Here is a 25,324-nt window from a genome sequence, read left to right on the forward strand (position 1 = left end):
ATCCAGCATAAATGCTGGCTGACACACCGCTATCGCGAGCAAGCTCGCTCCCACAGGGATTAGTGTGGATTTAAATTACAGACCCAGATCCGACAGCCCCGGATGATCGTCAGGACGACGTCCCAACGGCCAGTGGAACTTGCGCTCGCTTTCCTTGATCGGCATGTCGTTGATGCAGGCGAAGCGGCGGGCCATCAGGCCGTCCTCGTTGAACTCCCAGTTTTCGTTGCCGTAGGAACGGAACCAGTTGCCCGAGTCATCGTGCCATTCATAGGCATAACGCACGGCGATGCGGTTGTCGGTGAAGGCCCAGAGTTCCTTGATCAGTCGATAATCCAGCTCCTTGGCCCATTTGCGGGTCAGGAAGCCTTTGGCTTCTTCGCGGTTATAGGCGAACTCGGCGCGGTTTCGCCACTGGGTGTCCAGGGTGTAGGCCAGGGACACGCGCTCCGCATCGCGGGAGTTCCAGCCATCCTCAGCCAGGCGAACTTTTTCAATGGCCGATTCACGGGTGAAAGGAGGCAATGGCGGACGAACTTCGGCATTAGACATTTCAAGTCTCCGTATCAAGTTAAAGTTAAAACAATTGTCGAGCTTGATCTGGTTGCTACAGGTCCAATAACTTGCGCGCCATGCATTGCGCATTATCGGCGGCACTGTGATCACCCGTTACAAGCGCCACGGTAATGGCACCATCGATCAGGATCAGCAGTTGTCTGGCCAGCGTCTGCGGATCCTCGGCGCCATGTTCGGTACACAGCTCGCACAGGTAGTCGAGCAGTTTCTGTTTATGTTCTTTGGCGACCAGGCGCACCGGGTCTTGCGGGTCGCCGGTTTCGCCACTGGTGTTGATGAAGGCGCAGCCGCGGAAGCCTTCGCTGTCGAACCACGACTTGAGTACGGTAAACAGGTTGAGCAGCCGCCCGGCCGGGGTCTGTGCCTGGCCGACTTCGCTGCGATACCAGTGCATCCAGCGCTGATCGCGGCGTTGCAGGGCGGCCACGACCAGTTCGTCTTTGTTGGCGAAGTAGCGGTAAATGCTTTTTCTCGAGACACCGGCGGTTTTCACCAGGAGATCCATGCCAGTGGCGGCAATGCCACTTTTGTAGATCAACTTTTCGGTGACATCCAGAATGATGTCGCGTGTGTCGTTGCTATTGATTTCGTTCATGTGGCTAACAGTAGAACGATCGTTCTCCTTGGTCAATCGATATTTTTGCAGTGCCTGATAAATGGTCTTCGCGAGCAGGCTCGCTCCCACAGGGGGAATGCATTTCAATGTGGGAGCGAGCCTGCTCGCGAAGGGGATATTACAGACCGTAACAAGACCCGAACCTTTGCATGGTGTAAGCTCTCAGGTTCTTCGGATTCGACCCATTGCGAGCCCTATGCCGTCGCTTTTCAAACGCTCCCTGCTGCCCAAGCTGCGCAGTTTTCCGCTGACGGCCGATGCCGTCGGCATCCTCTCCGGCGCTGCCCAATTCCGTCGTTGCCTGCTGGAGAAAATCGCCAGTGCGACCCGGCGCATTTACATCGTTGCGCTGTACCTGCAACAGGATGAAGCCGGCCAGGAAATTCTCGATGCCTTGCACGCGGCCAAACTGGCGCGTCCGGAACTGGATGTGGTGGTGGTCGTTGACTGGCTGCGCGCCCAGCGCGGCCTGATCGGTGCCGGCAAGCAACCGGGCAACTCGGCCTGGTATCAGGAAATGACCCGCACCCACGAAAGCGTTGTGCCGATCTATGGCGTCCCGGTGCAAACCCGCGAGCTGTTCGGTGTGCTGCACCTCAAAGGCTTCGTGATCGATGACTGCGTGATCTACAGCGGCGCGAGCCTGAACAACGTCTACCTGCACAAGTTCGACAAGTACCGCTACGACCGCTATCACGTGCTGCACAATCGCGAACTGGCCGATTCGATGCAGCACCTGGTGCAGCATGGCCTGGTGGCCTCCAAAGCGGTGCACCGCCTCGACCTGCCGAACCTGCCGACCACCCGCAGCCTGCGCAATGACATCGGCGACCTGCGCAGCCGGCTCAAGCACGCAGCGTACGACACCACGCGAGGCACCACCGACCGGACCGGCCTGTCCGTCAGCCCGTTGCTCGGCGTCGGCAAGAACAATCCGCTGAACCGGGTGATCTGCGAGCTGATCGCCAGCGCCCAGCAGCAGCTGACCATTTGCACGCCGTACTTCAACCTGCCGCTGGCGATCATCCGCGAGATCAACCGCGCGCTGGCCCGTGGGGTGAAGATCGACATTGTGGTCGGCGACAAGACGGCCAATGACTTCTACATTCCGCCGAGCGAACCGTTCCGGGTCATATCGGCGCTGCCGTACCTGTACGAAATCAGCCTGCGCCGGTTTGCCAAGCGTCATCAGCGCAACATCGACAGCGGTCAGTTGAACCTGCACCTGTGGCTTGATGGTGACAACACCTATCACCTCAAGGGCATGTGGATCGACCGGCGCTATACCTTGCTGACCGGCAACAACCTCAACCCGCGGGCGTTCCGGCTCGATCTGGAAAACGCCTTGTTGATCGATGATCCGTACGGCGAATGGCTGGAGCCGCGCCGTCAGGAACTGGCGGAGATTTTCCAGCACACCCGGCGAATCGAGCACTTCCAGAACCTGGAGACCCTGGCCGAATACCCGATGGGCGTGGCCAAGTTCCTCAAGCGCGTGAGTCGTGTGCGGATCGAGCGTTTGCTGTACCGGATTCTCTAAAGATTAAAATCAAAAGGTCGTTTTGGCTTTTGATCGTCTTACCCCCCGAGAGGCTTCGTTGCGGTTCTTCGCAGTGGGTAACCCGGCTTGGATGCCGGGTTAGCCGCCACCGGCCATGGATGGCAGCGGGCTCTGTAGGAGCGAGCCTGCTCGCGAAAAACCTGAGAGCACCGCGGGGTGTCAGGCTCCCTGCATTATCGTTGACCTCCATCGCGAGCAAGCTCGCTCCTACAGGGGATCTGCGTTCAATGGGTGGTTTCAGCTAATATGCCCCCACTCGAACAAGAACAGGGCTTGCCGCAATCCATGTCGGAAAAAGACACCATCTCCATCCAACTGGTGCGTGAAGCACTGTTGCAAAGCTGTGCGCCAGACATCGACAAGGACGAGGTGTTGATCAAGGTTGGCATCGACCCACAGCTGTTGGGCAATTGCGGCGCCCGGGTTCCAGCCACCGCTTATGCGCGCCTGTGGCGGCTGCTGGCACGGCGTGGGGATGATGAGTTTTTTGGCATGGACCCACGCAAACTCAAATCCGGCAGCTTCGCATTCCTGTGCCGCAGCGCCATGCTCCAACCCAACGTGGCGGCGGGACTGGCTGGCGGCCTGGCGTTTCTGTCGTTGATCCTCGAACACCTGCCGGCGCAGTTGGTGCGTCAGCAAAGCCTGGCGGAAATCGTCCTGCTCGAAGACGACAAAGAGCCACGCCGGGCCTTCACCTATTTCACCTACTGGATGATCGTCCACGGCGTTGCCTGCTGGCTGGCAGGGCGGCGGATTCCGATTCTGGCCATTGAACTGCGCTGTTCGAAACCGGATTTCTGCGATGATTATCAGGTGATGTTTTCCGAGAACCTGCGTTTCGACCGTCCGCGCACGCGGATGATTTTCTCCGCCGATTGCCTGGATTTGCCGATCAAGCGCAGCCCCGAAGAGCTCAAGCGATTCCTGGCCCACGCGCCGGCGAACATTCTGGTGAAATACCGTGATCCGCAGAGCCTGGCCAACCGTATCAAATACGATCTGCGTCACCTGCCGGCCGAGCACTGGCCGGAAACCGAGGCCCTGGCGCAACGCCTGTGCATGTCGGCATCGACCTTGCGTCGCCGGCTGGCCGAAGAAGGGCAAACCTATCAAGGTCTCAAGGACAGCGTGCGCAAGGAACTGGCGATCGTCTGGCTGGCCGAGCCGGCGATCAGCTTCAGCGAAATCGCCACACGGCTCGGGTTCGCTGACACCAGTTCGTTCTACAAGGCCTTTCGCAAGTGGTCGGGGTCAAATCCGGGGCATTACCGCAGCCTGATTCTCAATGACGTCGAGTAAATTCAGCGCCAGCCTGACCCGCTCTCGCTAGCGACTGCCAGTGGTCGATCCCGGCAGATTGAGTGTGCCGCTGTCGACGAAACGCTTCGTGTTGAACACCCCGCCCGAGAGCTTGCCGCGCAGGATATAAGGCATGTTGTTGAGGGTTTTCATCTGGCTGATGCCATAGGTCTGGCGGATGAACGAAAATGCCGAAACGCTGACCGGCACGCTCACGACGGTGTCGGAAAAACGCCCGATCTCGCCCCTCTGATCGCTGACGCCCGAGGCGAATGGCTGGCCGTTGATGTCCAGATCCAGGGCCACGCCGCTGTAGGTGAGGTTGTTGTCATTGGGGTTCTGCACGCGGATTGTCACGGCAAAGCGTACTTCCATGCCCTCGCCCTGCAGGGGCTCGATACCCACGACGTTGATTTTCAGCGGGTCTCGATTGGGCAGCGAGGAACAGGCGCTCAGGCAGAGCAGGAGGGAAATCAGGACCGCGTGAACGCTGCGCATGGACGTGCTCTCATCTGAAAGGGGCTGTTCCGCTACCGGCTCAGCCCCTGAGCCCGTCCGGCGGTTTTACGGTGCAACCAGCGCAGCTTTTGCGGGTTCATCCCTGGTGGTCACATCGGGGTTCTGCATCACCTGAAGCACGGAGGCCTCCGGATCGAATTCGTCCTCCTCCAGCTCGATGAACTCCTCAGGCAGGAAGATATTAAGAACGATAGCGCACAGCGCGCCGACAGTGATGGGCGATTCGAAAATGTTGTGCAGGGCCTTGGGCAGTTCACGCAAGACTTCCGGCACGGCGGCCACCCCCAGGCCCATGCCGATGGAAATCGCCACGATCAGCATGTTGCGCCGATGCAGGCCGGCCTCGGCGAGAATCTTGATCCCGGCCACGGCGACGGTGCCGAACATCACCAGCTCCGCGCCCCCCAGCACCGGTTTGGGCATCAATTGCAGTACCGCGCCGATCATCGGGAACAGGCCCAGCACCACCAGCAAACCGGCAATGAAAAACGCCACGTAGCGACTGGCCACGCCCGTGAGCTGGATCACCCCGTTGTTCTGGGCGAAGGTCACCATTGGCATGCTGTTGAACACCGCCGCCATGGCCGAGTTGAGACCATCGGCGAGCAGGCCGGACTTGATCCGGCGAATGTACACCGGGCCTTTGACCGGTTGCCGGGAAATCATCGAGTTGGCCGTGAGGTCACCGGCGGCCTCCAATGGCGAAACAAGGAAGATCACCGCCACCGGAATAAACGCCACCCAATCGAAGGAAAAACCGTACTTGAACGGCACCGGTACGCTCATCAGCGGGACGTCGGGCAGGCCGTTGAAATCCACCTGGCCCATGAGCCAGGCCACCACGTAACCGAGGGTCAGGCCGATGACAATCGCCCCCAGGCGCAGAAACGGCACGTCGACCCGGTTCAACACCACGATGGTTCCCAGCACCAGCGCCGCCAGGGCCAGGTGACTGGCAGCACCCAGGTCTGTTGCACCGAAGCCTCCGGCGATGTCGGTCATGGCGACCTTGATCAGCGACAAACCCATCAGCGTGATGATCGTCCCGGTCACTACCGGCGTGATCAGCATGCGCAGTTTGCCGATGAACTGGCTCAACACCACTTCAATGAACGCGGCAAAAAAGCACACGCCGAAGATGGTCGAGAGAATCTCGTCGGTGCCGCCGCCCCGGGCCTTGACCATGAAGCCGGCGCTGAGAATCACACTGATGAACGAGAAACTGGTGCCTTGCAGGCACAACAGGCCCGAACCCACCGGACCAAAGCGCCGCGCCTGGACGAAGGTGCCCAGGCCCGAGACGAACAGCGCCATGCTGATCAGATAAGGAATTTCGCTTTGCAGACCCAGGGCGCTGCCCATGATCAGCGTCGGGGTGATGATGCCGACGAAACTCGCCAGCACGTGTTGCAGGGCGGCGAAGACGGTGGCGGTCAGGTGCGGGCGGTCGTCGAGGCCGTAGATCAGGTCATTGTTACGTGGCGCGGGGGCTTTTTCGGAGGCGGTCATGGAGGTTTGCGTGCCAGAAGGCGGCCGGGTCAGAAAATGGAGGCGCAGGATGCCAGAACCGCCCGGCCACGGCAAAAGATCCTCCAGAACAGGGGCTTACGGACGCGGGGCGAACACCTCGGCGACGCTGCGGCGTTTGGCGTGCAATTGGCTGGCCTGGATCAGCTGTTCGAGGTCCTCGGGCGTGACGTCATAGAAGGCTTCCATGTCCGCCAGCGCCAGTTTCAGGTCTTCGGCGGTGATGGCCTGGCTGTCGACTGGCGGGTGATCTGCCGGGACCGTGACGGCCGGTTCGCTGCTGCCCTTGGGGTAACGAACGCGGGTCAGGTTGTTGTAGGCAAGGGCGCTGAGCAGCATCGTCGCTGCGCTGAGCATGACTGGCTCAATGGCTTTCCAGTCCATGGCAATGGTCACCGGATCGGCCAGTACCAGGGTCAGGGCCAATGCCCCGGCCGGTGGATGCAGGCAGCGCAACCAACACATCAGCAACACCGCCATGCCCGCCGCCAGACAGGCGCTACCGAGGGTTCGGCCCAACACATGGGCCACCAGCAGCGCAATCACTGCGGCGCACAAGTAGCCACCCAGAATCGACCAGGGCTGGGCGAGCGCTCCCGAAGACACCGCAAATAACAGCACAGCAGACGCCCCCAGCGGGCCGATCAGGTGCTGGGCCACCTCAATGCCAAACACCAGGCTACAGAGCCAGACGCTGAGCAACGTGCCCAAGGCCATGCCGATGGCGGCGCGGCTCCATTCGGTGGGGCGGGTGTTGATGGCGACGGGCAACCAGCGGGCAAGCATTGCGAGAAAACTCCGGCAGAAAAAATCGAGGTAAAAAAAGGGCTTAGCTGGCAAACCCAGAAAGCCCTTGAAGGTGTTCCAACTGTTGGGGGAGGAACAGGCACAGTGTGCCGTTCAATCCAGCTACTGACAAATTCATATTAATGAGCTTTCAGTGCATTAGTTTTGCTTTAAGTGGCCCCGTCGACCACTCATGTAGCAGAGCAGGCCACCCAGCGCAGCCAGTGCACTCAAGGCATAAAACATCGTCGGCGCCGGACTGTGCATCAGCATGAAGCCGCAAATCACCGGGCTCACCGCGCCACCAAGCGCAGCCAGGTTTTGCGCGCCGTAGTAACTGCCGCGCAGTTCTTCCGGAGCCAGGGTGTCGACAAAGAGAAACTCGGCCGGGTAAATGATGATTTCACCCAGGGTGAAGATGAACATTGCCACGCACCAGCTCACCAGGCTGTCCGCCAGGCTGAAACCGATCAGGCCGAGAATGAACAGGCCGGTGCCGGCCACAATCCACTGGCGCAATTGTTCACGTTTGAGAAAACGCCCGACCTGGTATTGCAACAGGATCACGCTGATGGCGTTGCAGGCGAGCAGGGCGGCCATGATTTCCATGGTGTGCCTGGGATTACTGGTCACCAGCAGGTATTGCGACAGGTAAAAGGTAAATCGCCCGTGCACCACGGTGCTGAGCAGGCAACCGGCGGTGAACATGATCAGGGTGCGGTCGTTTTTCAGGGTGATCAGGGTTTTCAGAAAACTCTGCGCTTGACCCGCAGGAGCCACTTTGGCCGGATCCGCGGGAATGCCGGTCATCAGGAAAATACTGAAAAAAGCGATGGCCGCCGCGATCAGGAATGGCGCACTGGCAAAGGCGCCGGCAATCAGCACGCCAAGCATCGGCCCGACCGCGTAGCCAATGTTGGTCAGCGTATAGCTCAAGGAAAATGCCTTGGCCCGCTGGCCCACGGGCAGGTTGTCGCTGAGGATCGCTTTCGAACCGATCAGGAACAGTGCCGAGGCGGTTTCGGTGACGATCAGGGTGATCGTGGTCAGGTAGAGGTTTTCGGCAAAGGTCAGCAACACCAGGCCGACCGCGCTGGACGCCATCGACAGCACCAGCAATCGGCGTTTTTCGAAGCGATCGATGATATAGCCGCCGTAGAGGGAGAGCAGGGTGGCGACGAACACCGCAATGCCGAGCAACAAGCCGACGTCCTGCTGGTCAAGGCCAAGCTTGTCGCTGACGAACAACGTGAGTAACGGGCTGGTGATGGCGCGGCTGACGACGATGGTCAGCGAGCAGATCAGCAGGCGGCGGATGAGGGGGGAGTAGGTGGTCACAGCGTGAATATCCTTATTCGATCGGGTCGGCATCAGGCCAATCGTGGGCGCTACTCTAGCAGTCGGACACTCGCTCGTTGCTATGCAATTTACTGGCAGTTCAGCAACACCCAGTCATTCCCGTCGAAGCGCCCGCTACGCAGCATTGCAGCAAGCGCAAGGCGGACCCGGTTTTCCGTGAGCCTGACAACGCAGCAGCGCCGATGCCGGCAATCCGAAGACAAACCGCCGGGAGCATGAGGCTTAAGCGACCACTGACTCGGCCAGCCATTGCTGGTAAGGGATCGGCAACTTGTGCGACTCACCCCGACCGATCGGGAAGTAGGTAAAGCCGATGCGTGCCAGGCGGTCCGCGTCGTACAGGTTGCGGCCATCGAAGATCACCGGCGTGTTGAGGCGTTGGCGGATAAACTCGAAGTCCGGCGCCTTGAACTGTTGCCATTCGGTGCAGATGATCAATGCATGGGCACCGGACAAGACTGACTCAGGCGTACCCATGAGCATCAGTCTCGACTCATCCGGATACAGCTTCTGGGTTTCCTGCATGGCTTCCGGATCGAACGCACGGACATTCGCCCCGGCGGCCCACAACGATTCGAGCAACACCCGGCTCGGTGCATCGCGCATGTCGTCGGTATTGGGTTTGAAGGCCAGGCCCCAGACGGCAAAGGTCTTGCCGCGCAAGTCGCCCCGGTAGAACGCGTTGATGCGCTCGAACAGCTTGTGCTTTTGCCGCTCGTTGATGGCTTCCACTGCCTGCAGCAGGTCACTGGAGCAATGGGCCTCTTCGGCGCTGTGGATCAGGGCGCGCATGTCCTTGGGGAAGCACGAGCCACCGTAGCCGCAACCGGGATAGATGAAGTGGTAGCCGATACGCGAGTCGGCGCCGATGCCCAGGCGTACCGATTCGATGTCGGCACCCAGGTGTTCGGCCAGTTCGGCGATCTGGTTGATGAAGCTGATCTTGGTCGCCAGCATGCAGTTGGCGGCGTATTTGGTCAGTTCGGCGCTGCGCAGGCCCATGAACATGATGCGTTCGTGGTTGCGGTTGAAGGGGGAGTACAGTTCACGCATCACGTCACGCACTTCATCGCGTTCACAGCCGATGACGATACGGTCCGGGCGTCGGCAGTCTGCCACGGCCGAACCTTCTTTCAAGAACTCCGGGTTCGAGACAATATCGAACTGCAATACCCGCCCGACACTGAGCAGGCATTTGTCGATGTGCGCGCGCAAGGCGTCGCCGGTGCCGACCGGGACGGTGGATTTCTCCACCAGGATCGCCGGCTGTTCGCGATACCGTGCTACCGCTTCGCCCACTGACATCACGTAGCGCAAGTCTGCTGAACCATCGTCCCGGGACGGTGTGCCGACCGCGATGAACAGCACCTGGCCGTGCTGGACCGCTAATCTTTCGTCGCTGGTGAACTGCAACCGTTTGGCGTCAAGACCTTCGCGTACCAGGCTGACCAGGCCGGGTTCGAAAATACTCACGTGGCCCTGTTGGAGCAGTTCGACCTTTTTCTCGTCAACGTCCATGCAGATCACGTCGTGGCCGACTTCCGCCAGTACCGCTGCCTGCACCAGGCCAACATAGCCGCTACCAAACACACTGATTTTCATGGGGCACTCCTTTGTACGGGCGCACGAGCAGGTCGGGAATTGATGGTGATGACGCCGAGGATGACCAATGCCACGCCTGGGCTCTTTGTAAGGCTGGACGCTTCGATGAACAGCGGCACGCCGGCGACCAGCAGGCCCAGGCCCAGGCAGGTCAGCAGGATAGGCAAGGCCATATTTCAATTTGCTTATCGTGTTGAAAAAAGCCACGTGCGGCCGTGTCATCCGCCAGGACAACGTCGAAGCGGCGCCCAGGTCGCTGCTCGGCAATCTGACGCTCTGGCTGAGTGACTGTGGTGTGGGTAGCGTCTTGGATCACGGCAATGCCGTGTTTGTCGGCGAGGGCGTAAAGCGGATCGAGATCGAATGCCGCACCGGCGTAATGCACCGGGATGATGGCTTTGGTGCGCGGTGTGATCGCCGCCTCGATATCAGAACCTGCATCAAATCAGATAGTTACCGGTCGGCGGTAAAAAACTGCATCGATTGACTTTTTTCGCCGTGGGCGGCAGGTTGGACGCCCATTCGGGTTGCTTCAAGGTCATGGGAGGTTATGCCCGATTTTGTGAAAGGGACATGAAAAGCGGTGGTGGAATCGTTTATCTGAAGGCTATTTAATCTGCTGTTCAGACTTCCCGCGTTTATGGTGTTTTAGGAAAAGTTCTACAGAACCAATGTCTTTTATATGATCGTTATTTCTCTTCCTAGTTGCTTCTTTGACCTGTTTTCATTCAAGGCCGTTTCGTTTGATTGACTTACCTGTAATTGATTCTCGCACGCCCCTCACCAATCCGCTGACCCTGTATCTGGCGCGGCTGGCACCCTCCAGCCAGCTGACCATGCGCTATGTACTGCAGGACGCCGCCGACCGCCTGGGCTTCGAAGACTGCGATATCGAGGAGATCCCCTGGCACAACCTGCAGCCCGAAGACGTGATCGCACTGGTGGCCACATTGCGTTCAGACGGCTATGCACCGAACACCTCTTCACTGTATGTCAACGCGGTGCGCGGGGTGATGAACGAAGCGTGGCGCATGAGCCTGATCTCGCAGGAGCACCTGTTGAAGATGCGCTCGGTGAAGGGCATCGCCGGTACACGGCTGTCCCAGGGACGTAACCTCAGGCGTACGCTGATCCAGGAACTGATGGCCGTCTGCGCCGCCGATCCGAGGCCACAAGGCTTGCGGGATGCGGCGATCATCGGGATTTTGTACGGCTCGGGAATGCGCAAGTCCGAATCGGTGAACCTGGAGCTGAATCAGGTCGACTTCACCCAGCGCAGCCTGCAGGTGACGGCCAAGGGCAACAAGCAGTTGATCAAGTACGCGCCGGCCTGGGCTTTCGCCAAACTGCAAGCCTGGCTTGAACTGCGCCGCTCCCTGCTCAAGGAAGGCGAACCGGACGATCCGTTCCTGTTCAATCGCATTCGCCGTGGCAGCCATATCACCCGTGAGCGCATCACCAAGCATGCGATCTACTACATCGCCCGGCAACGGGGGGCGCAGGTCGGAGTGAAAATCATGCCCCACGACTTCCGGCGTTCATTCATTACCCGGGTGATCGAAGAGCATGACTTGTCGATTGCGCAGAAACTGGCGCACCACAGCAACATTCAGACTACGGCCAACTACGATGTGCGCGACGACAACGAGCGGCGTCGGGCAGTGGATCGTTTCGACCTGTGATCGATTACAGCTCGCTCAACACATGGGCGTGGCCAATGGTCGAGACCTGAACCGCGCTGCCGGCGGGTGGTGCGTACATGCCGGAACTGCGCACCAGCAGTGATCGGCCCGGTTGCTCGCGGCTGGTCAATGACTGGAGTTCGACCGTCAGCGTGCAAGTGTTGCCGCTGAAATCCCGATCGGTGACCACGGCCCGGCAACCACCGGCTTCCGGGTCGCTGGGAAGAATACTGGCCAATTGCAGCTGTTCGGGGCGCAGCATGATCTGCGCCGAGTTGTTGTTGCGGTGGTTGTTGACCGGGATCCGCCCCAGGTCGCAATGGGCCCAACCGGCCTCGATGCGTGCCGGCATCACCACAGCATCTCCCAGGAACAGGGCGGTCTGTTCGTCTTCGGGATAGCGGTAAAGGTCCAGCGGATGCCCTGACTGTACCAGTCGGCCCTGGCGCATCACCGCCAACTGGTCGGCGAACGACAGGGCCTCACTCTGGTCATGGGTGACCAGGATGGTGGTGACGCCCGCGTCTTCCAGCAGCCGCGCGACCATCTTGCGCATCGCGGCGCGCAATCCGGTGTCGAGCGCCGAGAACGGCTCGTCCAGCAGCATCAGCCGTGGTTGTTGTGCCAATGCCCGGGCCAGGGCCACGCGCTGTTGCTGGCCGCCGGACAATTCGTGAGGCCAGCGCTCGGCCATCTTCGCGTCCAGCGCCACGCTGTCCATCAGTTCGGCGACGCGCTGTTGTTTTTCAGAACCCTTGGTCGACAAGCCGAAGCCGATGTTCGCCGCCACGGTCATATGCGGAAACAGGGCGCCGTCCTGCGGCACGTAGCCGATCAGGCGTTGATGGGCCGGCACTTCGTGGGTGCCGTCGACCAGGGTTTGGCCATTGAGCGACAGGCGCCCGGAATCGGGAAATTCGAAGCCGGCAATCATTCGCAGCAAGGTGGTTTTGCCGGAGCCGGACGGGCCGACGATGACCGTGCGACTGCCGCTCGGCACCGACAGGCTGACGTTGTCCAGCGCGCAATGGGCGCCATAGGACTTGTAGAGGGCATTCAGTTCAAGAGTGTTCATCGGCCAGCCGTTTTTTTCGATTGGTGATAAAGAAGTCCGGTCAGCGGCAGCGACAGCACAACCATCAATAAGGCGTAGGGCGCCGCGGCGGCGTAATCGATTTCGCTGGTCATGGCCCAGAATCCGGTGGCCAGGGTGCGCGTGCCGTTCGGGGCCAGCAGCAGGGTGGCGGTCAATTCGTTGGTGATCGCCAGGAACACCAGCGCCGCGCCGGCGGCGGCTCCGGGGGCGGCCAGGCGCAAGGTGACCAGCCACAGTGCCCGGGCTGGCGAACGGCCAAGGCTGCGGGCGATGTTCTCCAGCTCCACCGGGGCCTGGGCAATGCCGGCGCGCAGGCTGACCAGGGCGCGGGGCAGGAACATCAGCAGGTACGCCAGCAACACGGTGAAGGTGGTCTGGTAAATCGGCCGGGCAAAATGGATCGTGACGGTGACCAGGGCCAACGCAACGATAATTCCGGGCAAGGAACTAGTGATGTAGTTGCAGCTTTCCAGCACGCGTTGCATTCGGCCGGGGTAACGGATCGAAAGCCAGGCAATCGGGATCGCCGCTAACGTTGTCAGCGCGGCACCGGCGACGCCGAGCAACAGGGTTTGTTCCAGAGCAGGCAACAACTCGGCCATGTCCCAGACTTCCACGCCGCCGGCGATCAGCCATTTGCCCAAGGTGATCAAGGGCACGCCCAGGGCCAGGGCACAGGTCACGATTTGCAGCGTCAACGAGAGCAGGGTGGATGCCGGTTTCAGGCACACGACCCGTTGCTCCCGGGCGCTCCCCGAACCGACGCGAGCGTAACGTGCCGAACCCCGGGCGGCGGACTCGGCCGTCAACATGGCCAGGCAACACAGCGCCAGCACACTGGCCAGCATGTGCGCCGCTGCGCCGTTGAAGGTCGATTTGAACTGGTCGAAGATCGCGGTGGTAAAGGTGTCGAAGCGGATCATGGCGTACAGGCCATATTCGGCCAGCAGGTGCAGGCCGACCAGCAACGCGCCGCCGCAGATCGCCAGGCGCAATTGCGGCAACACCACACGGAAAAACACTTTCCAGGGTTTGAGCCCCATGGACTCGGCGACGTCTTCAATGGCTGGGTCGAGCCGGCGCAACGTGGCCGCCACCGGCAAATACAGGAACGGGAAATAGGCGATGACCGAGACCAGGACACCGGCAAACAAGCCGTGAATCGGTGGCACCAGGCTGACCCAAGCGTAACTGTGAACGAACGCAGGCACCGCCAGCGGTGCGGTGGCCAGCAACGACCACCAGCGCCGCCCTGGCAGATTCGTGCGTTCGGTCAGCCATGCCAGCGTCACCCCCAGTGCCACGCACAAGGGAATCGTCAGCAGCACCAGCAACAGGGTGTTGACCAGCAGTTCACCGACCCGAGGGCGGAACACCAGGGTCACGACGGTTGACCAGCCTGTCTGCAGGGACACGCCAATAACGTAAGCGATCGGTAGCAGTGCCAGTAATGAAACCAGCACCGACAAACCGATCACCCATACACCGCCACGCCCGGCGAATATTCCGCGGGATCGTCGACGCAATGGTGCGGGAGTCGCCTTGGCGACTCCCGCAGGCAGGGTTTCAGGCATCAATTAGAGCAGTCCGGCCTGTGTCATCAGCTCCACGGCTTTTTTGCTGTCGAGTTTTGAAGCATCGACAGTCGGCGCATCGAGCTGATTCAGAGGCACCAGTTTAGGGTTGGATTCAGCGCCTTTGCCGACGGCGTATTCAAACGACTTGCCGTTCTTCAGCACAGCCTGGCCGTCCTTGCCGGTAATGTATTTGAGGAACGCCTGGGCTTGTTCCTTGTGTTTACTGGAAGCGAGGACGCCGCCGCCGGAGATGCTGACAAAAGCGCCCGGGTCCTTGTGCTTGAAATAGTGCAGGGCGGTGTTCTTGCTGTTTTCCCCGGTCTTGGATTGATCCACCAGGCTGTAATAGTGGTAGATCACACCGCTTTCGATCTGCCCGGCATTCACCGCCTTGAGTACTGCGCTGTTGCCACGGTAGCTGGTGTAGTTGGTTTTCATCCCCTTGAGCCATTCCAGCGTGGCGGCTTCGCCCTTTTGTTGCAGGATGGCCGCGACTATGGCCTGGAAGTCAGCACCGCCCGGCGATGCGCCCCAGCGACCTTTCCAGCTTGGGTCGGCCAGGTCCATGATCGATTTCGGCAGGTTGGTTTCCGAGAGTTTGCTCGGATTGTAGACAAACACCGTGGAACGCGCGGCGATCCCGACCCATTTGCCGTGGGCCGGACGATAGGCCGGGTCGACCTGCTCCTGCGTGGCTTTGTCGACAGGTGCGAACAGCCCGGCGTTGTCGACCAGCACCATGGCCGGGGAGTTTTCGGTCAGGAATACATCTGCCGGAGAGGACGCGCCTTCCTGCACGATCTGATTGCCCATCTCGGTGTCATCGCCGTTGCGCAAGGTGACAGGGATACCGGTTTCCTGGGTAAAGCCCTCGACCCAGGCCTTGGTCAGGCCTGCATGTTGCGCGTTGTACACCACGATGCCGACGGAGTCAGCGGCATAGACCTGGCCAACGCTCAGCAAAGCGGTGGCCAGCAGGGCTTTTTTCAAGAACGAAGGGATTTTGGGAATCATTCTGCGGGCTGCTCCTGGTGCATTTTTTGAAAGTCATGCGCATTGAAACGCCAGTTAACCAATGCGAATCATTTGCATGTCTGGAATTGCAGGGAATGTAGAGATCCAAATGAGAAAATAACGTCAAAAAAACCGTTAATACATGTAATTTTCATTCAGATTAGCAGCACTGTGCCAGCCGTGGTGCGACTCGTCGATTAAACGATGTCGTCGATCAGAATGCGACGTTGCCCACGACTGCCTTTTTTCAACCACCCGATGCCAGTTGCTGCTGGTCCCGCGCGGAGTTCATCGGGGTTGCGAAGGGATAGCTCGGTGATTGCCGGTGTGCCGAGGAACGGGTCGCTGAAACTACTGTAGGAGCCAGCCTGCTGGCGATGGACTCCAGTGCGCCGCGTTCATCCAGCTCACCCGCGTTATCGTTAACCACCATCGCAGGCAAGCCAGCTCCCACAAGGGACCGTGTCCACGCTGAAACTACTGTAGGAGCCAGCCTGCTGGCGATGGACTCAAGTGCGCCGCGTTCATCCAGTTGGCACGCGTTATCGTTAACGACCATCGCAGGCAAGCCAGCTCCCACAAGGACCGTGCCCAAGCTGAAACTGTAGGACCCAGCTTGCTGGCGATGGATGGCCTTCAGGACGAAGGGCAGTTCGCCTGGGGGCGGGTGGCTGCCTGGCTGATCAGCGCGGCCAGGCGTTTGATGTTGTTTTGGTGGGCAAGTACCAGTTCATCGACACTTGCGCCTGACGGCGTTTGCAAGGTGCTGCGGCAAATCACCTGGGTCTTGTTGCCTGGCTCGGCGCTGCGCAGACGCCATATCACGTCCATCAGCGCGTATTGACCGGGGACAGAGTCAAAACGCTGCACATCGACCCGCACCGAATACCTGCCCTGTACGGGACTGTTGCCCAGTTGATCGGCCAGCGCACTGCTCAATTCGTCGACGAGGGTTGCGCCCCACCAATGGGTTTCGAGGATCGCCAGGGTACTGTTGCCCTCGCGAATGACGATCTGCGCACGATCGACCTGGGGCGGCAAGCTTAGCGTCTCGATCTGAATCACCCCGACGGTGGTCCTGGAATGATTGCCCACCTGGGCCGGGGTCAGGGTATGGAACTGAATCGGGTCACTGCGGCAAGCGGTGAGCAGCAACAACGCGGTGAACACTGTGAATTTCAGCGGAAAAGCCATGGGTGTTGCTCCTGTGCTCAATTGCGCGGTGGCCCTTGCAGATCCATGGGCGGGGCATTGTTCGGGCGGCCGCGAAGCAGCGATTCCGGATGCCGTCCCAGGTAATCCGAGAGATCTCGCAAGGATCTCGACGTGCGTCCCAGTTCATCCAAGGTCTGGCCCAGTTTTTCCCGTTGCGGCGAGTCGTCGGCCAAGGTCGAACCGGCGGATTTCAGGGTCGTATTGGCGGTTTCCAGCGTCTTGCTCAAGTCCGCCAGAGTGGTTTGCACGCCGGGCATGATCTTGCCGTTGAATTGCGCCATGCCCTTGCGCAGTTCGACGAGATTGCCATCGAGATTGCCGGCGATTCGCTCGATCGGCAGTTTGTTGATCTTGTCGACCATGGCTTCGAGTTTTTCCTGCAATTGCTCGAGGCTGCCAGCAATGGTTGGAATCATGACCGGACGCGCCGTTGCATCGAAAGCGACTTTTTCTGCCTTGGGGTAGAAGTCCAGGGCGATGTACAACTGGCCGGTCAGGAGGTTGCCGGTGCGCGCCTGGGCACGCAGGCCGTTGTCGATAAAGGTGCCGATCAGACGTACGCCACCCGCTTCGTCATTGGGGTCATGATTGAGCGCCTTGAGCATCTTTTCGTGGGCCTTGCCCAGGCGTTGCGGGTAAATCACGATGCCGACGTTGACCGGAAAGGAACGAATCTTCTCATCGTAATCCAGATTGACCGACACCACCTTGCCGATTTCCACACCGAGGAATTCCACCGGCGCATCGACCTTGAGCCCGCGCATTGCCTGGTCGAAGCGCATGGCCAGGTACTGCGGCTTGCCGTTTGGCGGGGCGAGGGCGGTTTGCTGGTCGTCGAACAGTTCGTAGGCGTACTCCGCAGCGGCCGGTTTATCGCCAGGGCTGTAGTCGGGTGCGCGGAAGGCAATGCCGCCCACCAGCAGGGAGGACAACGATTCGGTCTTGACCGCAAAACCGTTGGCGCCGACGTTCACGTCAATGCCGCTGGCGTTCCAGAAACGGGTGTTTTCAGTAACGTACTTGTCGTTGGGGGCGTGGATGAACAGCTCGATGTTCACGCCTTTGCCATCCGGGTCCAGCGCATAGGCCACCACCTGGCCTACCGGGATCTTGCGGTAGTAGACCGGGGAGCCGATATCCAGGGACCCCAGGTCCTGGGTGAACAGGGTGAAACGCTTGCCCGGTTCGCCGTAGGTGATGGGTGGCGGGTTTTCCAGCCCCGTGAAGTGTTTCGCCCGGCCGTTGGCCTGGCCGATATCGGCGCCGATGTAATCGCCCGACAGCAGGGTGTCGATGCCGGATACGCCGCCAGCGCCGATGCGCGGGCGCACGACCCAGAACTGCGAATCCTCGCGGGTAAAGCTTTCGGCCTGCTTGGCCAGCTTGATGGTGGCGTTGACACTCTTCTGGTCATCGCTCAGTTCCACATCCGAGACTTGGCCAATCACCACATTACGGTACTTGACCTCGGTTTTATTCGCCGTCAGGCCGCTCCCTGTCTTGAACGTGACAACGATGGTCGGGCCTTGCTGCAGAATGCTGTGAACCACCAGCGAAATACCCACCAGCACCGCGACGATCGGCACGATCCAGACCAGCGAAACGCTGAAACGGCGGGTCTTGATCGGTGCCTGCCCAGGGGCTTGCGGCCCGTCAGTGGCTTGCGACTTCATCCGTGACCTCCTCATTGTGCGGGTTTTCCCGCTCTTTATCCCAGATCATGCGTGGATCGAAACTCATTGCCGAGAGCATGGTGAACACCACTACCAGACCAAAAAACAGAATGCCCGGGCGCGGCTCGATGTCGGCCAGGGCCTGGAATTTCACCAGCGATGCCACCAGGGCCACGACTATCACATCGAGCATCGACCAGTAGCCGATGACCTCGACGAAGCGGTACAGCGTCGAACGCTCTTTGCGTGCCCACGCGCTGTCGCGCTGGACGGTGACCAGCAGCAAGGTGATGGCGACGAACTTGATGCCCGGCACCGCGATACTGGCAATGAAAATGATCAGGGCGATGTCCCAGGCCCCGGCTTCCCAGAACTCCAGCACGCCGCTCATGATCGTGCTGTCGGCACCATGGCCGACCATCTCGGTGTTCATCACCGGCAACAGGTTGGCCGGGATGTAAAACACCAGGGCCGCGATCATGTAGGCCCAGGTGCGGGTCAGCGAATTGGTTTTGCGCCGGTGCAGCGGCGCACCGCAACGCTCGCATTCGTGAGGCTCACCCGTCATGTCGCAAGCCAGGCCGCAGGTGTGGCACAGGCACAGGTTGAGCTCGTCGGCGTACGGAGGCGTGCTCATACAATGTCCCATAGTTCGCGGATGTCGCGCCCGGCGATGCGGATCATCATCAGGCTCAACACGGCCAGGGCAAACAACCCGATGCCGGGCAGCACATCAAGCAGGCCGGCGAGTTTGATCACGGCGACCATGGCGCCCAGCAGGCAGACTTCGAGCATGCTCCAGGGCCTCAGGGTTTCCAGCCAGCGCATGCAGAATTTGAAGCCGGGTGAGCGTTGCCCGGCGAGTGCGAAGCCCAGCACCCAGATCAGCAGCAACAACTGGAAGATCGGCGCGACGATCATGGCGATCGCCGCCACCATGGCGATGAAGGTGATGGGCCCCAGGCTCAGGGCCAGCACCGAGTCCCAGAGGGTGGCGCTGTGCTTCGAGCCTTTGAGGCTGATGCTCATCACGGGATAGAAATTGGCGAAAATCCACAGCATCAGCGCGGTAAAGGTCAACGCAAGACGCTGCTCCACTGTCAGGCCGTTATAGCGCTGAAGCACGCCGCCGCAGCGCGTACACAGGGTTTTCTGATGTTTGGCGAGCGTCACTTTTTGGTAAACGCTGTCGCAGTGCTCGCAGATGATCAGCTGATCGGTAGTTGCCATGGGTCAAGCTCAACAAGAGGCAGGAAATTCAGAGCACCCCCTCAATATAGAAGTGCCTCGCGATTGAGCAAATCGAAAGTCGAAACAAGGGGATGGAGGGGGTACCGGATGTTGCCCAAAGCATTGTGGGAGCGAGCCTGCTCGCGAAAGCGGTGTGTCAGGTAGCCCATTCTCTGGCTGCCAAACCGTCTTCGCGAGCAGGCTCGCTCCCACAGGATGAATCTACTTTTCTGGAGGATTGTGTCAGCCCAGCATTTCCCGCATCCGATACCAGAACATGCCAAGGGCCAGCAGCGGCGAGCGCAGGGCGCGTCCGCCGGGGAAGGTCATGTGCGGCACGGCGCTGAACACGTCGAAGCCTTTGCTGTGTCCGGCATGGATCGCTTCGCCCAACAACTTCGCGCACCAGTGGGTCACGTTCAGGCCATGGCCGGAGTAGCCCTGGGCGTAGAACACGTTCGGGTGCTGGCTCAGGCGCCCGACCTGCGGGAAGCGGTTGGCCGAGATGCCGATCATGCCGCCCCACTGATAGTCGATGCGCGTTTTGGCCAGTTGCGGGAACACCTTGAGCATCTGCGGGCGCATGTAGGCCGCGATGTCCGCCGGGTCGCGCCCGGAGTAATGACAGGCACCGCCGAACAACAGACGCCGGTCAGCCGAGAGCCGGTAGTAATCCAGTCCGACTTTCTGGTCGCACAGCGCGACGTTGTGCGGAATCAGTTGCCTGGCGGCGTCTTCCGACAAGGGTTCGGTGGCGATGATGTAGCTGCCCGCCGGGAGCACCTTGCCACTGAGCTTCGGTTCCAGCTCTTCCAGGTGGGCATTGCAAGCCAGCACCAGCGTGGCCGCACGCACGGTGCCCCCGGCACAGCGCACCTGCACTGTGCTGCCGTGGATCAACTCCAGCACCGGGCTTTGCTCGAAGATCTGCACGCCAAGGGACTCGGCGACTTGCGCTTCGCCCAGTACCAGGTTCAACGGATGCAGGTGCCCCGAGCCCATGTCAACCAGGCCGCCCGCGTAAACGCCGGAGTCCACCACCTGCTCGCGGATCTGGCCAGGTTCGATCAGGCGCGTTTCATGGGCGTAACGGGACTTGAGCAATTGGGCGTGTTCGGCCTTCAGCCCGGCAAAATGCGCCGGGGTGTTGGCCAGTTCACAGAAGCCCCAGCGCAGGTCGCAATCAATGCCGTGTTCGCGGATGCGATTGGCCACGACTTGCACCGATTCGACCCCGGCCTGTTCCAGGTACTGCACGCCTTCGGTGCCCACATGTCGGGCAAAGCCGCTGACGTCATGGCCGATGCCGCGTATCAACTGGCCACCGTTGCGCCCGCTGGCGCCCCAGCCAATCCGCCGGGCCTCCAGCAGGACCACCGAGAGCCCGCGCTGGGCCAGTTCGATGGCGGTGTTGATGCCGGTGAAACCCGCGCCGACCACGCAGACATCGGCCACCAGGTCCGAGGCCAGCGCGGGACGCTGCCTCATGCCCTTGGCGGACGCTGCGTAATAGGAGTGGGTATGTTCCTGGGTGTACTGATTCATTTGTTGGACTTCACTTTGCTCCACGAGCGGGTCATCAGGCGCATGATCGACTGTGGCGGCGTGGTGGAGATGTAGAGTTTGTCGAGGACCTCCTGGGGCGGATACACCTCGGGGTTGCTGACCAGTTCGGGGTCCATGTACTGCTTGGCGGCCGGGTTCGGGTTGGCGTAGCCGACCGACGCGCTGACCTTGGCAATCACTTGCGGATCCAGCAGGTAGTTGATGAAGGCGTGGGCTTCTTTCGGATTGCCGGCGTCGGCGGGGATGGCCAGCAGGTCGAACCACAGGTTGGCGCCTTCCTTGGGAATGGCGTAGGCGATGTTCACGCCGTTGTTGGCTTCCTTGGCGCGGTTGGCGGCCTGGAACACGTCGCCCGAGTAACCGAACGCCACGCAGATGTCACCGTTGGCCAGGTCCGAGACGTACTTGGAGGAGTGGAAGTAGGTGATGTACGGGCGGATCTGCAGCAGCTTGGCTTCGGCCTTCTTGAAGTCTTCGGGGTTTTCGCTGCGCGGGTCCATGCCCATGTAGTTGAGGACCGCCGGGAACACCTCATCCGCCGAGTCCATCATCGACACGCCGCAGGCACTGAGCTTCTTGATGTTTTCCGGTTCGAACAGCACGGCCCAGGAGTCGATCTTTTCGATGCCCAGCACAGCCTTGACCTTGTCGACGTTGTAGCCGATGCCGTTGGTGCCCCACAGGTAGGGCACCGAGTGGGCGTTGCCCGGATCGTTTTTCTCCAGCAGCGCCAGCAGTTTCGGGTCCAGATTCTTGAAGTTCGGCAACTGCTCGCGATCGAGCTTGAGGAACGCGCCGGCCTTTACCTGGCGGGCGAGGAAGTGGTTCGACGGCACGACCACGTCATACCCGGTGCGACCGGCAAGCAGTTTGCCTTCCAGGGTTTCGTTGGAATCGAAAACGTCGTAGATCACCTTGATCCCGGTCTTGGCCTGGAAGTCGGCGAGGGTGGTTTCGCCGATGTAGTCGGTCCAGTTGTAGACACTGACCTGGGGTTGAGCCTGGGCAACGGCGCTGAACAAAACCGCCAGTGCGGCCGGGACCACGGATTTCAGTAGACGCATATCGATACCTTCTTGGAATTATTGGATTCTTCAGGTGATTCTTTAGTGGTCTGTCGGCCCTCATCGCGAGCAAGCTCGCTCCCACAGGGGAACGCATTTCAAATGTGGGAGCGAGCTTGCTCGCGATGGGGACATTACGGACGGTGAAGATCTCAGACGCTGAGCATCAGAAACTCACGCTCCCACGAACTGATCACACGCTTGAAGTTCTCGTGCTCGGCGCGTTTGACCGCGACGTAGCCCCGTACGAACTTGCTGCCCAGGTAGCGGCTGATGGTGTCGCACTCTTCCATCTGGGTCAGGGCGTCTTCGATGGTGATCGGCAGGCGCAGATTGCGACGCTCATAAGCGCGGCCCTGTACCGCGGCGCTTGGCTCGATACGCTCGACCATGCCCAGGTATCCGCACAGCAGGCTGGCGGCGATGGCCAGGTACGGGTTGGCGTCGGCGCCCGGCAGACGGTTCTCCACGCGCATGGCGTCCGGGCTGGACGTCGGTACGCGCAGGCCGACGGTGCGGTTTTCTTCGCCCCATTCGACGTTCACCGGTGCCGAGGTGTCCGGCAGGAAGCGGCGGAACGAGTTGACGTTCGGTGCGAACATCGGCAGCACTTTCGGGATGTACTTCTGCAAGCCCCCGATGTGATGCAGGAACAGCTCGCTCATGTTGCCATCGGCATCGGCGAAGATCGGCTGGCCGGTAGCAATGTCCACCACGCTCTGGTGAATATGCATGGCGCTGCCAGGCTCGTCGCCGACCGGCTTGGCCATGAAGGTTGCCGCCACGTTGTGCTTGAGTGCCGCTTCACGCATGGTGCGCTTGAACACGGTGATCTGGTCGGCCAGATCCAGTGCGTTGCCATGACGGAAGTTGATTTCCATCTGCGCCGGGCCGTCTTCGTGGATCAGCGTGTCGAGGTCCAGGCCTTGCAGTTCGCACCAGTCGTAGACGTCTTCGAACAGCGGATCGAATTCGTTGGCCGCGTCGATGGAGAACGACTGGCGACCGCTTTCGGCGCGGCCCGAACGGCCCATCGGCGCCTTGAGCGGCAAGTCCGGGTCTTCGCAGCGCTGGGTCAGGTAGAACTCCATTTCCGGCGCGACAATCGGCCGCCAGCCTTTGTCGGTGTACAGTTGCAGGACTTTCTTCAGTACGTTGCGCGGCGACAGTTCGATCGGGTTGCCGAACTTGTCGAAGGTGTCGTGAATCACGATGGCGGTCGGCTCGATGGCCCATGGCACCACGTAGACGGCGTCGGCGTCCGGCTTGCAGACCATGTCGATGTCGGCCGGGTCGAGCAGGTCGTAGTAGATGTCGTCGTCGACAAAGTCCCCGGTTACCGTTTGCAGAAGGACACTTTCCGGCAGGCGCATGCCTCGCTCATGCAGGAACTTGTTGGTCGGTGCAATTTTGCCGCGTGCAATGCCGGTCAGGTCGCTGACAACGCACTCGACTTCGGTAATCTTGTGATCTTTCAGCCAAGTGAACAGCTGATCGAAAGGGACATTCATAAAGACCTCGTTATTGGTTTTATTAACGCCAGGAGAAGCCGGTTTCATCCGCCGGACACTTCCCCTGTAGCGCGTTGAGGTCTATCTTGGGCGACCCTTGCGGTTCCATCTATCCACTTTAAGCAGCACAAAGCGCACCAAAAGAGTGCGTAAGGTCATCCCATGACAGGTTCCAACGCCCTCCAGGTCCAAGCCTTCAACACCGCCGATGTCGCCGAGCAAATCCGCGCCACACCGGGTTGGACTCAGCATTACCAGCAGATGTCGCCGGGGCATTTCGCGGGGCTGGTGCGCTACCTGGATCTGCAGGGCGTGGAGATTTACGAAGAGTCGATGAATACCCGGGTCGAGCAGAATTTCAGTGCGCCCCAGGGCTCGTTGTCGTTCTGTTTCGATCGCGGCGACAACGCGCTGTACGTGTTGAACGGCGAAAGTCGCAACATCTGGATCACCCCGGAGAACTACCAGGAAATCGCCGTGGTGTTCGGGCCGGAGTTCGTAAAACGCCACAGCCTCGACATCGCCCGGCTCGAAGGGCTGTTCATGGCGCCGCTCAACTCGCAGCAGAACGCGCTGTTCTGCCGCTGGCTCAGCGGGACCCTGACGCGGCTGTCGCAGACCTTCGATCCACCGAGCCGCGAAGCGCTGACCCAGCAATTGCTGGAAGACTGTCTGTTCATTCTCGACAACGCCTGTGTCGGTCTCGACCAGGGCGCATTGCAGCGCCGTGCCGGAGAGCGGGCGATCATGAAGCGGGTAGGGGAATGGGCGGCGGACACCCCGGAAGAACACCTCAACCTGCTGGAACTGTCCCAGGTGGCCGGGGTTTCATTGCGCCAGTTGCAGCATGCGTTCAAGACCTACACCGGCATGGCGCCGACCCAATGGCTGCGCCTGCGCCGCCTCAACAGCGCACGCCGCGAACTGCTGAGCCGCACGCCGACGCAAACCACCGTGGCCGAAGTGGCGATGCACTGGTCGTTCTGGCACCTGGGGCGGTTTTCCAGCAGCTATCGCGCGCTGTTCAAGGAACTGCCGAGCGACACCCTCAAGCGTGCGAGTGTCGCGCAGCCCATAGGGCGCGGACGGCGTTAAAACGTCGGCGGCGTAATCACCCAGATCACCACTGCGTCCACATCGCCGGGGTTGCCGTAGCGGTGCGGTTCCTGGCTGGAAAAGCTGAAGCTGTCGCCTTCATTGAGCTGGAAATGGCGTTCGCCAACCCACAGTTCGAAGCTGCCGGACAGCAGATAACCGGCTTCTTCGCCATCGTGGCTGTAGCTTTGCTGGCTGTAGGTGCCGGGCGGGAACCGTGAGTGGAGCATTTCCAGTTGGCGGTTGGCTTGTGGCGTCAGCAACTGATCGACGATACCGTCTTCGTAATGCACGTTCAGGCGGCTGTTCTTGCGCACCACGACGCCATCGTCTTCGGGGGCGGTGACCGCTTCACTGGCGAAGAACCACTGGATGGTGACACCGAGGCTGCGGGCAATGTTGAACAGCGCCGGAATCGACGGGTAGGCGAGGTTGCGCTCCAGCTGGCTGATGTAGCCGGCGGTGAGTTCGCTCTGTTGCGCCAGTTCCGCCAGGGTCATGCCCCGGCGTTTGCGCAGGCCGCGAATGCGCGTGCCGAGGAAATGCGGTTCGGCGCTGCCGGGTGCGGGCTGTGTGGTGCTGCTGTTGCTCATGGTCAAATCCGAACCGGGAGGAGTGGCGCAAATCCCTGTAGGAGCGAGCCTGCTCGCGATGGTCGCCAACGATAACGCTGCAAGCCTTACACCCAGCGGTGTTCTCGGGTTCATCGCGAGCAGGCTCGCTCCTACAGGGGTGGTGTTAGCCGTCTAAGCC

Annotated in this window: 23 protein-coding genes and 2 pseudogenes; 4 read left to right on the forward strand and 21 right to left on the reverse strand. The window is 60.5% G+C overall.

The genetic code is table 11. The features are described from left to right. Window positions 1–75 precede the first annotated feature (75 nt). On the reverse strand, window positions 76–552 hold the full coding sequence (locus Q8X48_RS23855) for a nuclear transport factor 2 family protein (protein WP_015095285.1): 477 nt from the start codon (window positions 550–552) through the stop codon (window positions 76–78). Between the two features lie 55 nt (window positions 553–607). Further along, a complete protein-coding gene (locus Q8X48_RS23860; RefSeq protein ID WP_015095284.1) occupies window positions 608–1,171 on the reverse strand; it encodes a TetR/AcrR family transcriptional regulator in 564 nt (187 codons plus the stop codon). 217 nt (window positions 1,172–1,388) lie between these two features. Between Q8X48_RS23860 and pssA the strand changes: the two genes are divergently transcribed. Together pssA and Q8X48_RS23870 are read left to right on the forward strand one after the other, a co-directional pair. Next, entirely contained in the window at window positions 1,389–2,732 is a 1,344-nt protein-coding gene (pssA, locus tag Q8X48_RS23865) for a CDP-diacylglycerol--serine O-phosphatidyltransferase (protein ID WP_407801632.1), read from the forward strand. Window positions 2,733–3,038: 306 nt separating this feature from the next. Beyond that, window positions 3,039–4,055: an AraC family transcriptional regulator gene (locus Q8X48_RS23870; RefSeq protein WP_095967078.1), complete on the forward strand. Its 1,017-nt coding sequence runs from the start codon at window positions 3,039–3,041 to the stop codon at window positions 4,053–4,055. A gap of 27 nt (window positions 4,056–4,082) precedes the next feature. Here Q8X48_RS23870 and Q8X48_RS23875 read toward each other — a convergent pair whose 3' ends face one another. The 7 genes and pseudogenes from Q8X48_RS23875 to Q8X48_RS23905 form a co-directional block, all read right to left on the reverse strand. Continuing rightward, window positions 4,083–4,553 carry an LEA type 2 family protein gene (locus Q8X48_RS23875; RefSeq protein ID WP_015095281.1) on the reverse strand — a complete coding sequence of 157 codons (471 nt, stop codon included), beginning with the start codon at window positions 4,551–4,553 and terminating at the stop codon, window positions 4,083–4,085. A 66-nt stretch (window positions 4,554–4,619) separates the two neighbouring features. Then, window positions 4,620–6,083 (reverse strand): nucleobase:cation symporter-2 family protein, encoded by a 1,464-nt coding sequence (locus Q8X48_RS23880; protein ID WP_407801633.1) that lies wholly within the window; start codon window positions 6,081–6,083, stop codon window positions 4,620–4,622. A 96-nt stretch (window positions 6,084–6,179) separates the two neighbouring features. Further along, a complete protein-coding gene (locus Q8X48_RS23885; RefSeq protein WP_407801634.1) occupies window positions 6,180–6,887 on the reverse strand; it encodes an HPP family protein in 708 nt (235 codons plus the stop codon). A 159-nt stretch (window positions 6,888–7,046) separates the two neighbouring features. Further along, window positions 7,047–8,225 carry an MFS transporter gene (locus Q8X48_RS23890; RefSeq protein ID WP_126045977.1) on the reverse strand — a complete coding sequence of 393 codons (1,179 nt, stop codon included), beginning with the start codon at window positions 8,223–8,225 and terminating at the stop codon, window positions 7,047–7,049. A gap of 243 nt (window positions 8,226–8,468) precedes the next feature. Further along, a complete protein-coding gene (locus Q8X48_RS23895; protein ID WP_407801635.1) occupies window positions 8,469–9,848 on the reverse strand; it encodes a UDP-glucose dehydrogenase family protein in 1,380 nt (459 codons plus the stop codon). After that, window positions 9,845–9,982 (reverse strand): annotated as a pseudogene (locus Q8X48_RS23900) (4-amino-4-deoxy-L-arabinose-phosphoundecaprenol flippase subunit ArnF); the annotation flags it as partial. The pseudogene Q8X48_RS23900 and the gene Q8X48_RS23895, both read right to left, overlap by 4 nt. 149 nt (window positions 9,983–10,131) lie before the next feature. Next, window positions 10,132–10,275, reverse strand: a pseudogene (locus Q8X48_RS23905) (DegT/DnrJ/EryC1/StrS family aminotransferase); the annotation flags it as partial. Window positions 10,276–10,591: 316 nt separating this feature from the next. Here Q8X48_RS23905 and Q8X48_RS23910 point away from each other — a divergent pair. After that, entirely contained in the window at window positions 10,592–11,530 is a 939-nt protein-coding gene (locus tag Q8X48_RS23910; RefSeq protein ID WP_095967082.1) for a site-specific integrase, read from the forward strand. A 4-nt stretch (window positions 11,531–11,534) separates the two neighbouring features. Here the strand turns inward: Q8X48_RS23910 and Q8X48_RS23915 are convergent, their stop codons facing one another. From Q8X48_RS23915 to Q8X48_RS23965, 11 genes are all read right to left on the reverse strand, one after another. Next, entirely contained in the window at window positions 11,535–12,605 is a 1,071-nt protein-coding gene (locus Q8X48_RS23915; RefSeq protein ID WP_407801636.1) for an ABC transporter ATP-binding protein, read from the reverse strand. Beyond that, a complete protein-coding gene (locus Q8X48_RS23920; RefSeq protein ID WP_407801637.1) occupies window positions 12,602–14,200 on the reverse strand; it encodes an ABC transporter permease in 1,599 nt (532 codons plus the stop codon). Before Q8X48_RS23920 ends, Q8X48_RS23915 begins: the two co-directional genes overlap by 4 nt. Window positions 14,201–14,203: 3 nt before the next feature. Continuing rightward, on the reverse strand, window positions 14,204–15,217 hold the full coding sequence (locus Q8X48_RS23925) for an iron ABC transporter substrate-binding protein (RefSeq protein WP_407801639.1): 1,014 nt from the start codon (window positions 15,215–15,217) through the stop codon (window positions 14,204–14,206). A gap of 247 nt (window positions 15,218–15,464) precedes the next feature. Then, window positions 15,465–15,776 (reverse strand): hypothetical protein, encoded by a 312-nt coding sequence (locus tag Q8X48_RS23930; protein ID WP_407802786.1) that lies wholly within the window; start codon window positions 15,774–15,776, stop codon window positions 15,465–15,467. 77 nt (window positions 15,777–15,853) lie between these two features. After that, window positions 15,854–16,411, reverse strand: coding sequence for a PqiC family protein (locus Q8X48_RS23935; RefSeq protein ID WP_407801640.1), 558 nt, complete (start codon window positions 16,409–16,411; stop codon window positions 15,854–15,856). Window positions 16,412–16,428: 17 nt separating this feature from the next. Beyond that, window positions 16,429–18,105 carry a PqiB family protein gene (locus Q8X48_RS23940; protein ID WP_126045971.1) on the reverse strand — a complete coding sequence of 559 codons (1,677 nt, stop codon included), beginning with the start codon at window positions 18,103–18,105 and terminating at the stop codon, window positions 16,429–16,431. Then, entirely contained in the window at window positions 18,086–18,742 is a 657-nt protein-coding gene (locus Q8X48_RS23945) for a paraquat-inducible protein A (protein ID WP_015095269.1), read from the reverse strand. Before Q8X48_RS23945 ends, Q8X48_RS23940 begins: the two co-directional genes overlap by 20 nt. Beyond that, entirely contained in the window at window positions 18,739–19,335 is a 597-nt protein-coding gene (locus tag Q8X48_RS23950; RefSeq protein ID WP_407801641.1) for a paraquat-inducible protein A, read from the reverse strand. The genes Q8X48_RS23945 and Q8X48_RS23950 overlap by 4 nt, the downstream gene beginning before the upstream one ends. 243 nt (window positions 19,336–19,578) lie before the next feature. Continuing rightward, entirely contained in the window at window positions 19,579–20,880 is a 1,302-nt protein-coding gene (locus Q8X48_RS23955; RefSeq protein ID WP_407801642.1) for an NAD(P)/FAD-dependent oxidoreductase, read from the reverse strand. Continuing rightward, window positions 20,877–21,965, reverse strand: a complete 1,089-nt coding sequence (locus Q8X48_RS23960) for a polyamine ABC transporter substrate-binding protein (protein ID WP_407801643.1) — start codon at window positions 21,963–21,965, stop codon at window positions 20,877–20,879. Before Q8X48_RS23960 ends, Q8X48_RS23955 begins: the two co-directional genes overlap by 4 nt. Window positions 21,966–22,117: 152 nt before the next feature. Continuing rightward, a complete protein-coding gene (locus Q8X48_RS23965) occupies window positions 22,118–23,476 on the reverse strand; it encodes a glutamine synthetase family protein (RefSeq protein WP_007974329.1) in 1,359 nt (452 codons plus the stop codon). A gap of 162 nt (window positions 23,477–23,638) precedes the next feature. Here Q8X48_RS23965 and Q8X48_RS23970 point away from each other — a divergent pair, with 162 nt between their 5' ends. Next, window positions 23,639–24,571: a helix-turn-helix domain-containing protein gene (locus Q8X48_RS23970; protein ID WP_102700076.1), complete on the forward strand. Its 933-nt coding sequence runs from the start codon at window positions 23,639–23,641 to the stop codon at window positions 24,569–24,571. Here Q8X48_RS23970 and Q8X48_RS23975 read toward each other — a convergent pair. Beyond that, complete coding sequence (locus Q8X48_RS23975; RefSeq protein ID WP_126045966.1) at window positions 24,568–25,164, reverse strand: cupin domain-containing protein; 597 nt, start codon at window positions 25,162–25,164, stop codon at window positions 24,568–24,570. The two genes, Q8X48_RS23970 and Q8X48_RS23975, sit on opposite strands and share 4 nt — an antisense overlap. Window positions 25,165–25,324 lie beyond the last annotated feature (160 nt).

Origin of the sequence: Pseudomonas sp. QLc11A, from assembly GCF_052112305.1 — a bacterium.
GTDB classification, from domain to species: domain Bacteria; phylum Pseudomonadota; class Gammaproteobacteria; order Pseudomonadales; family Pseudomonadaceae; genus Aquipseudomonas; species Aquipseudomonas laurylsulfatiphila.

What these genes read in the sequence shown, in the direction of transcription:
- Q8X48_RS23855 (WP_015095285.1), bottom strand. Translation starts at nt 552, where the DNA reads ATGTCTAATGCCGAAGTTCGTCCGCCATTGCCTCCTTTCACCCGTGAA.
- Q8X48_RS23860 (WP_015095284.1), bottom strand. Translation starts at nt 1,171, where the DNA reads ATGAACGAAATCAATAGCAACGACACACGCGACATCATTCTGGATGTC.
- pssA (WP_407801632.1), top strand. Translation starts at nt 1,389, where the DNA reads ATGCCGTCGCTTTTCAAACGCTCCCTGCTGCCCAAGCTGCGCAGTTTT.
- Q8X48_RS23870 (WP_095967078.1), top strand. Translation starts at nt 3,039, where the DNA reads ATGTCGGAAAAAGACACCATCTCCATCCAACTGGTGCGTGAAGCACTG.
- Q8X48_RS23875 (WP_015095281.1), bottom strand. Translation starts at nt 4,553, where the DNA reads ATGCGCAGCGTTCACGCGGTCCTGATTTCCCTCCTGCTCTGCCTGAGC.
- Q8X48_RS23880 (WP_407801633.1), bottom strand. Translation starts at nt 6,083, where the DNA reads ATGACCGCCTCCGAAAAAGCCCCCGCGCCACGTAACAATGACCTGATC.
- Q8X48_RS23885 (WP_407801634.1), bottom strand. Translation starts at nt 6,887, where the DNA reads ATGCTTGCCCGCTGGTTGCCCGTCGCCATCAACACCCGCCCCACCGAA.
- Q8X48_RS23895 (WP_407801635.1), bottom strand. Translation starts at nt 9,848, where the DNA reads ATGAAAATCAGTGTGTTTGGTAGCGGCTATGTTGGCCTGGTGCAGGCA.
- Q8X48_RS23915 (WP_407801636.1), bottom strand. Translation starts at nt 12,605, where the DNA reads ATGAACACTCTTGAACTGAATGCCCTCTACAAGTCCTATGGCGCCCAT.
- Q8X48_RS23920 (WP_407801637.1), bottom strand. Translation starts at nt 14,200, where the DNA reads ATGCCTGAAACCCTGCCTGCGGGAGTCGCCAAGGCGACTCCCGCACCA.
- Q8X48_RS23925 (WP_407801639.1), bottom strand. Translation starts at nt 15,217, where the DNA reads ATGATTCCCAAAATCCCTTCGTTCTTGAAAAAAGCCCTGCTGGCCACC.
- Q8X48_RS23930 (WP_407802786.1), bottom strand. Translation starts at nt 15,776, where the DNA reads ATGGTCGTTAACGATAACGCGTGCCAACTGGATGAACGCGGCGCACTT.
- Q8X48_RS23935 (WP_407801640.1), bottom strand. Translation starts at nt 16,411, where the DNA reads ATGGCTTTTCCGCTGAAATTCACAGTGTTCACCGCGTTGTTGCTGCTC.
- Q8X48_RS23940 (WP_126045971.1), bottom strand. Translation starts at nt 18,105, where the DNA reads ATGAAGTCGCAAGCCACTGACGGGCCGCAAGCCCCTGGGCAGGCACCG.
- Q8X48_RS23945 (WP_015095269.1), bottom strand. Translation starts at nt 18,742, where the DNA reads ATGAGCACGCCTCCGTACGCCGACGAGCTCAACCTGTGCCTGTGCCAC.
- Q8X48_RS23950 (WP_407801641.1), bottom strand. Translation starts at nt 19,335, where the DNA reads ATGGCAACTACCGATCAGCTGATCATCTGCGAGCACTGCGACAGCGTT.
- Q8X48_RS23955 (WP_407801642.1), bottom strand. Translation starts at nt 20,880, where the DNA reads ATGAATCAGTACACCCAGGAACATACCCACTCCTATTACGCAGCGTCC.
- Q8X48_RS23960 (WP_407801643.1), bottom strand. Translation starts at nt 21,965, where the DNA reads ATGCGTCTACTGAAATCCGTGGTCCCGGCCGCACTGGCGGTTTTGTTC.
- Q8X48_RS23965 (WP_007974329.1), bottom strand. Translation starts at nt 23,476, where the DNA reads ATGAATGTCCCTTTCGATCAGCTGTTCACTTGGCTGAAAGATCACAAG.
- Q8X48_RS23970 (WP_102700076.1), top strand. Translation starts at nt 23,639, where the DNA reads ATGACAGGTTCCAACGCCCTCCAGGTCCAAGCCTTCAACACCGCCGAT.
- Q8X48_RS23975 (WP_126045966.1), bottom strand. Translation starts at nt 25,164, where the DNA reads ATGAGCAACAGCAGCACCACACAGCCCGCACCCGGCAGCGCCGAACCG.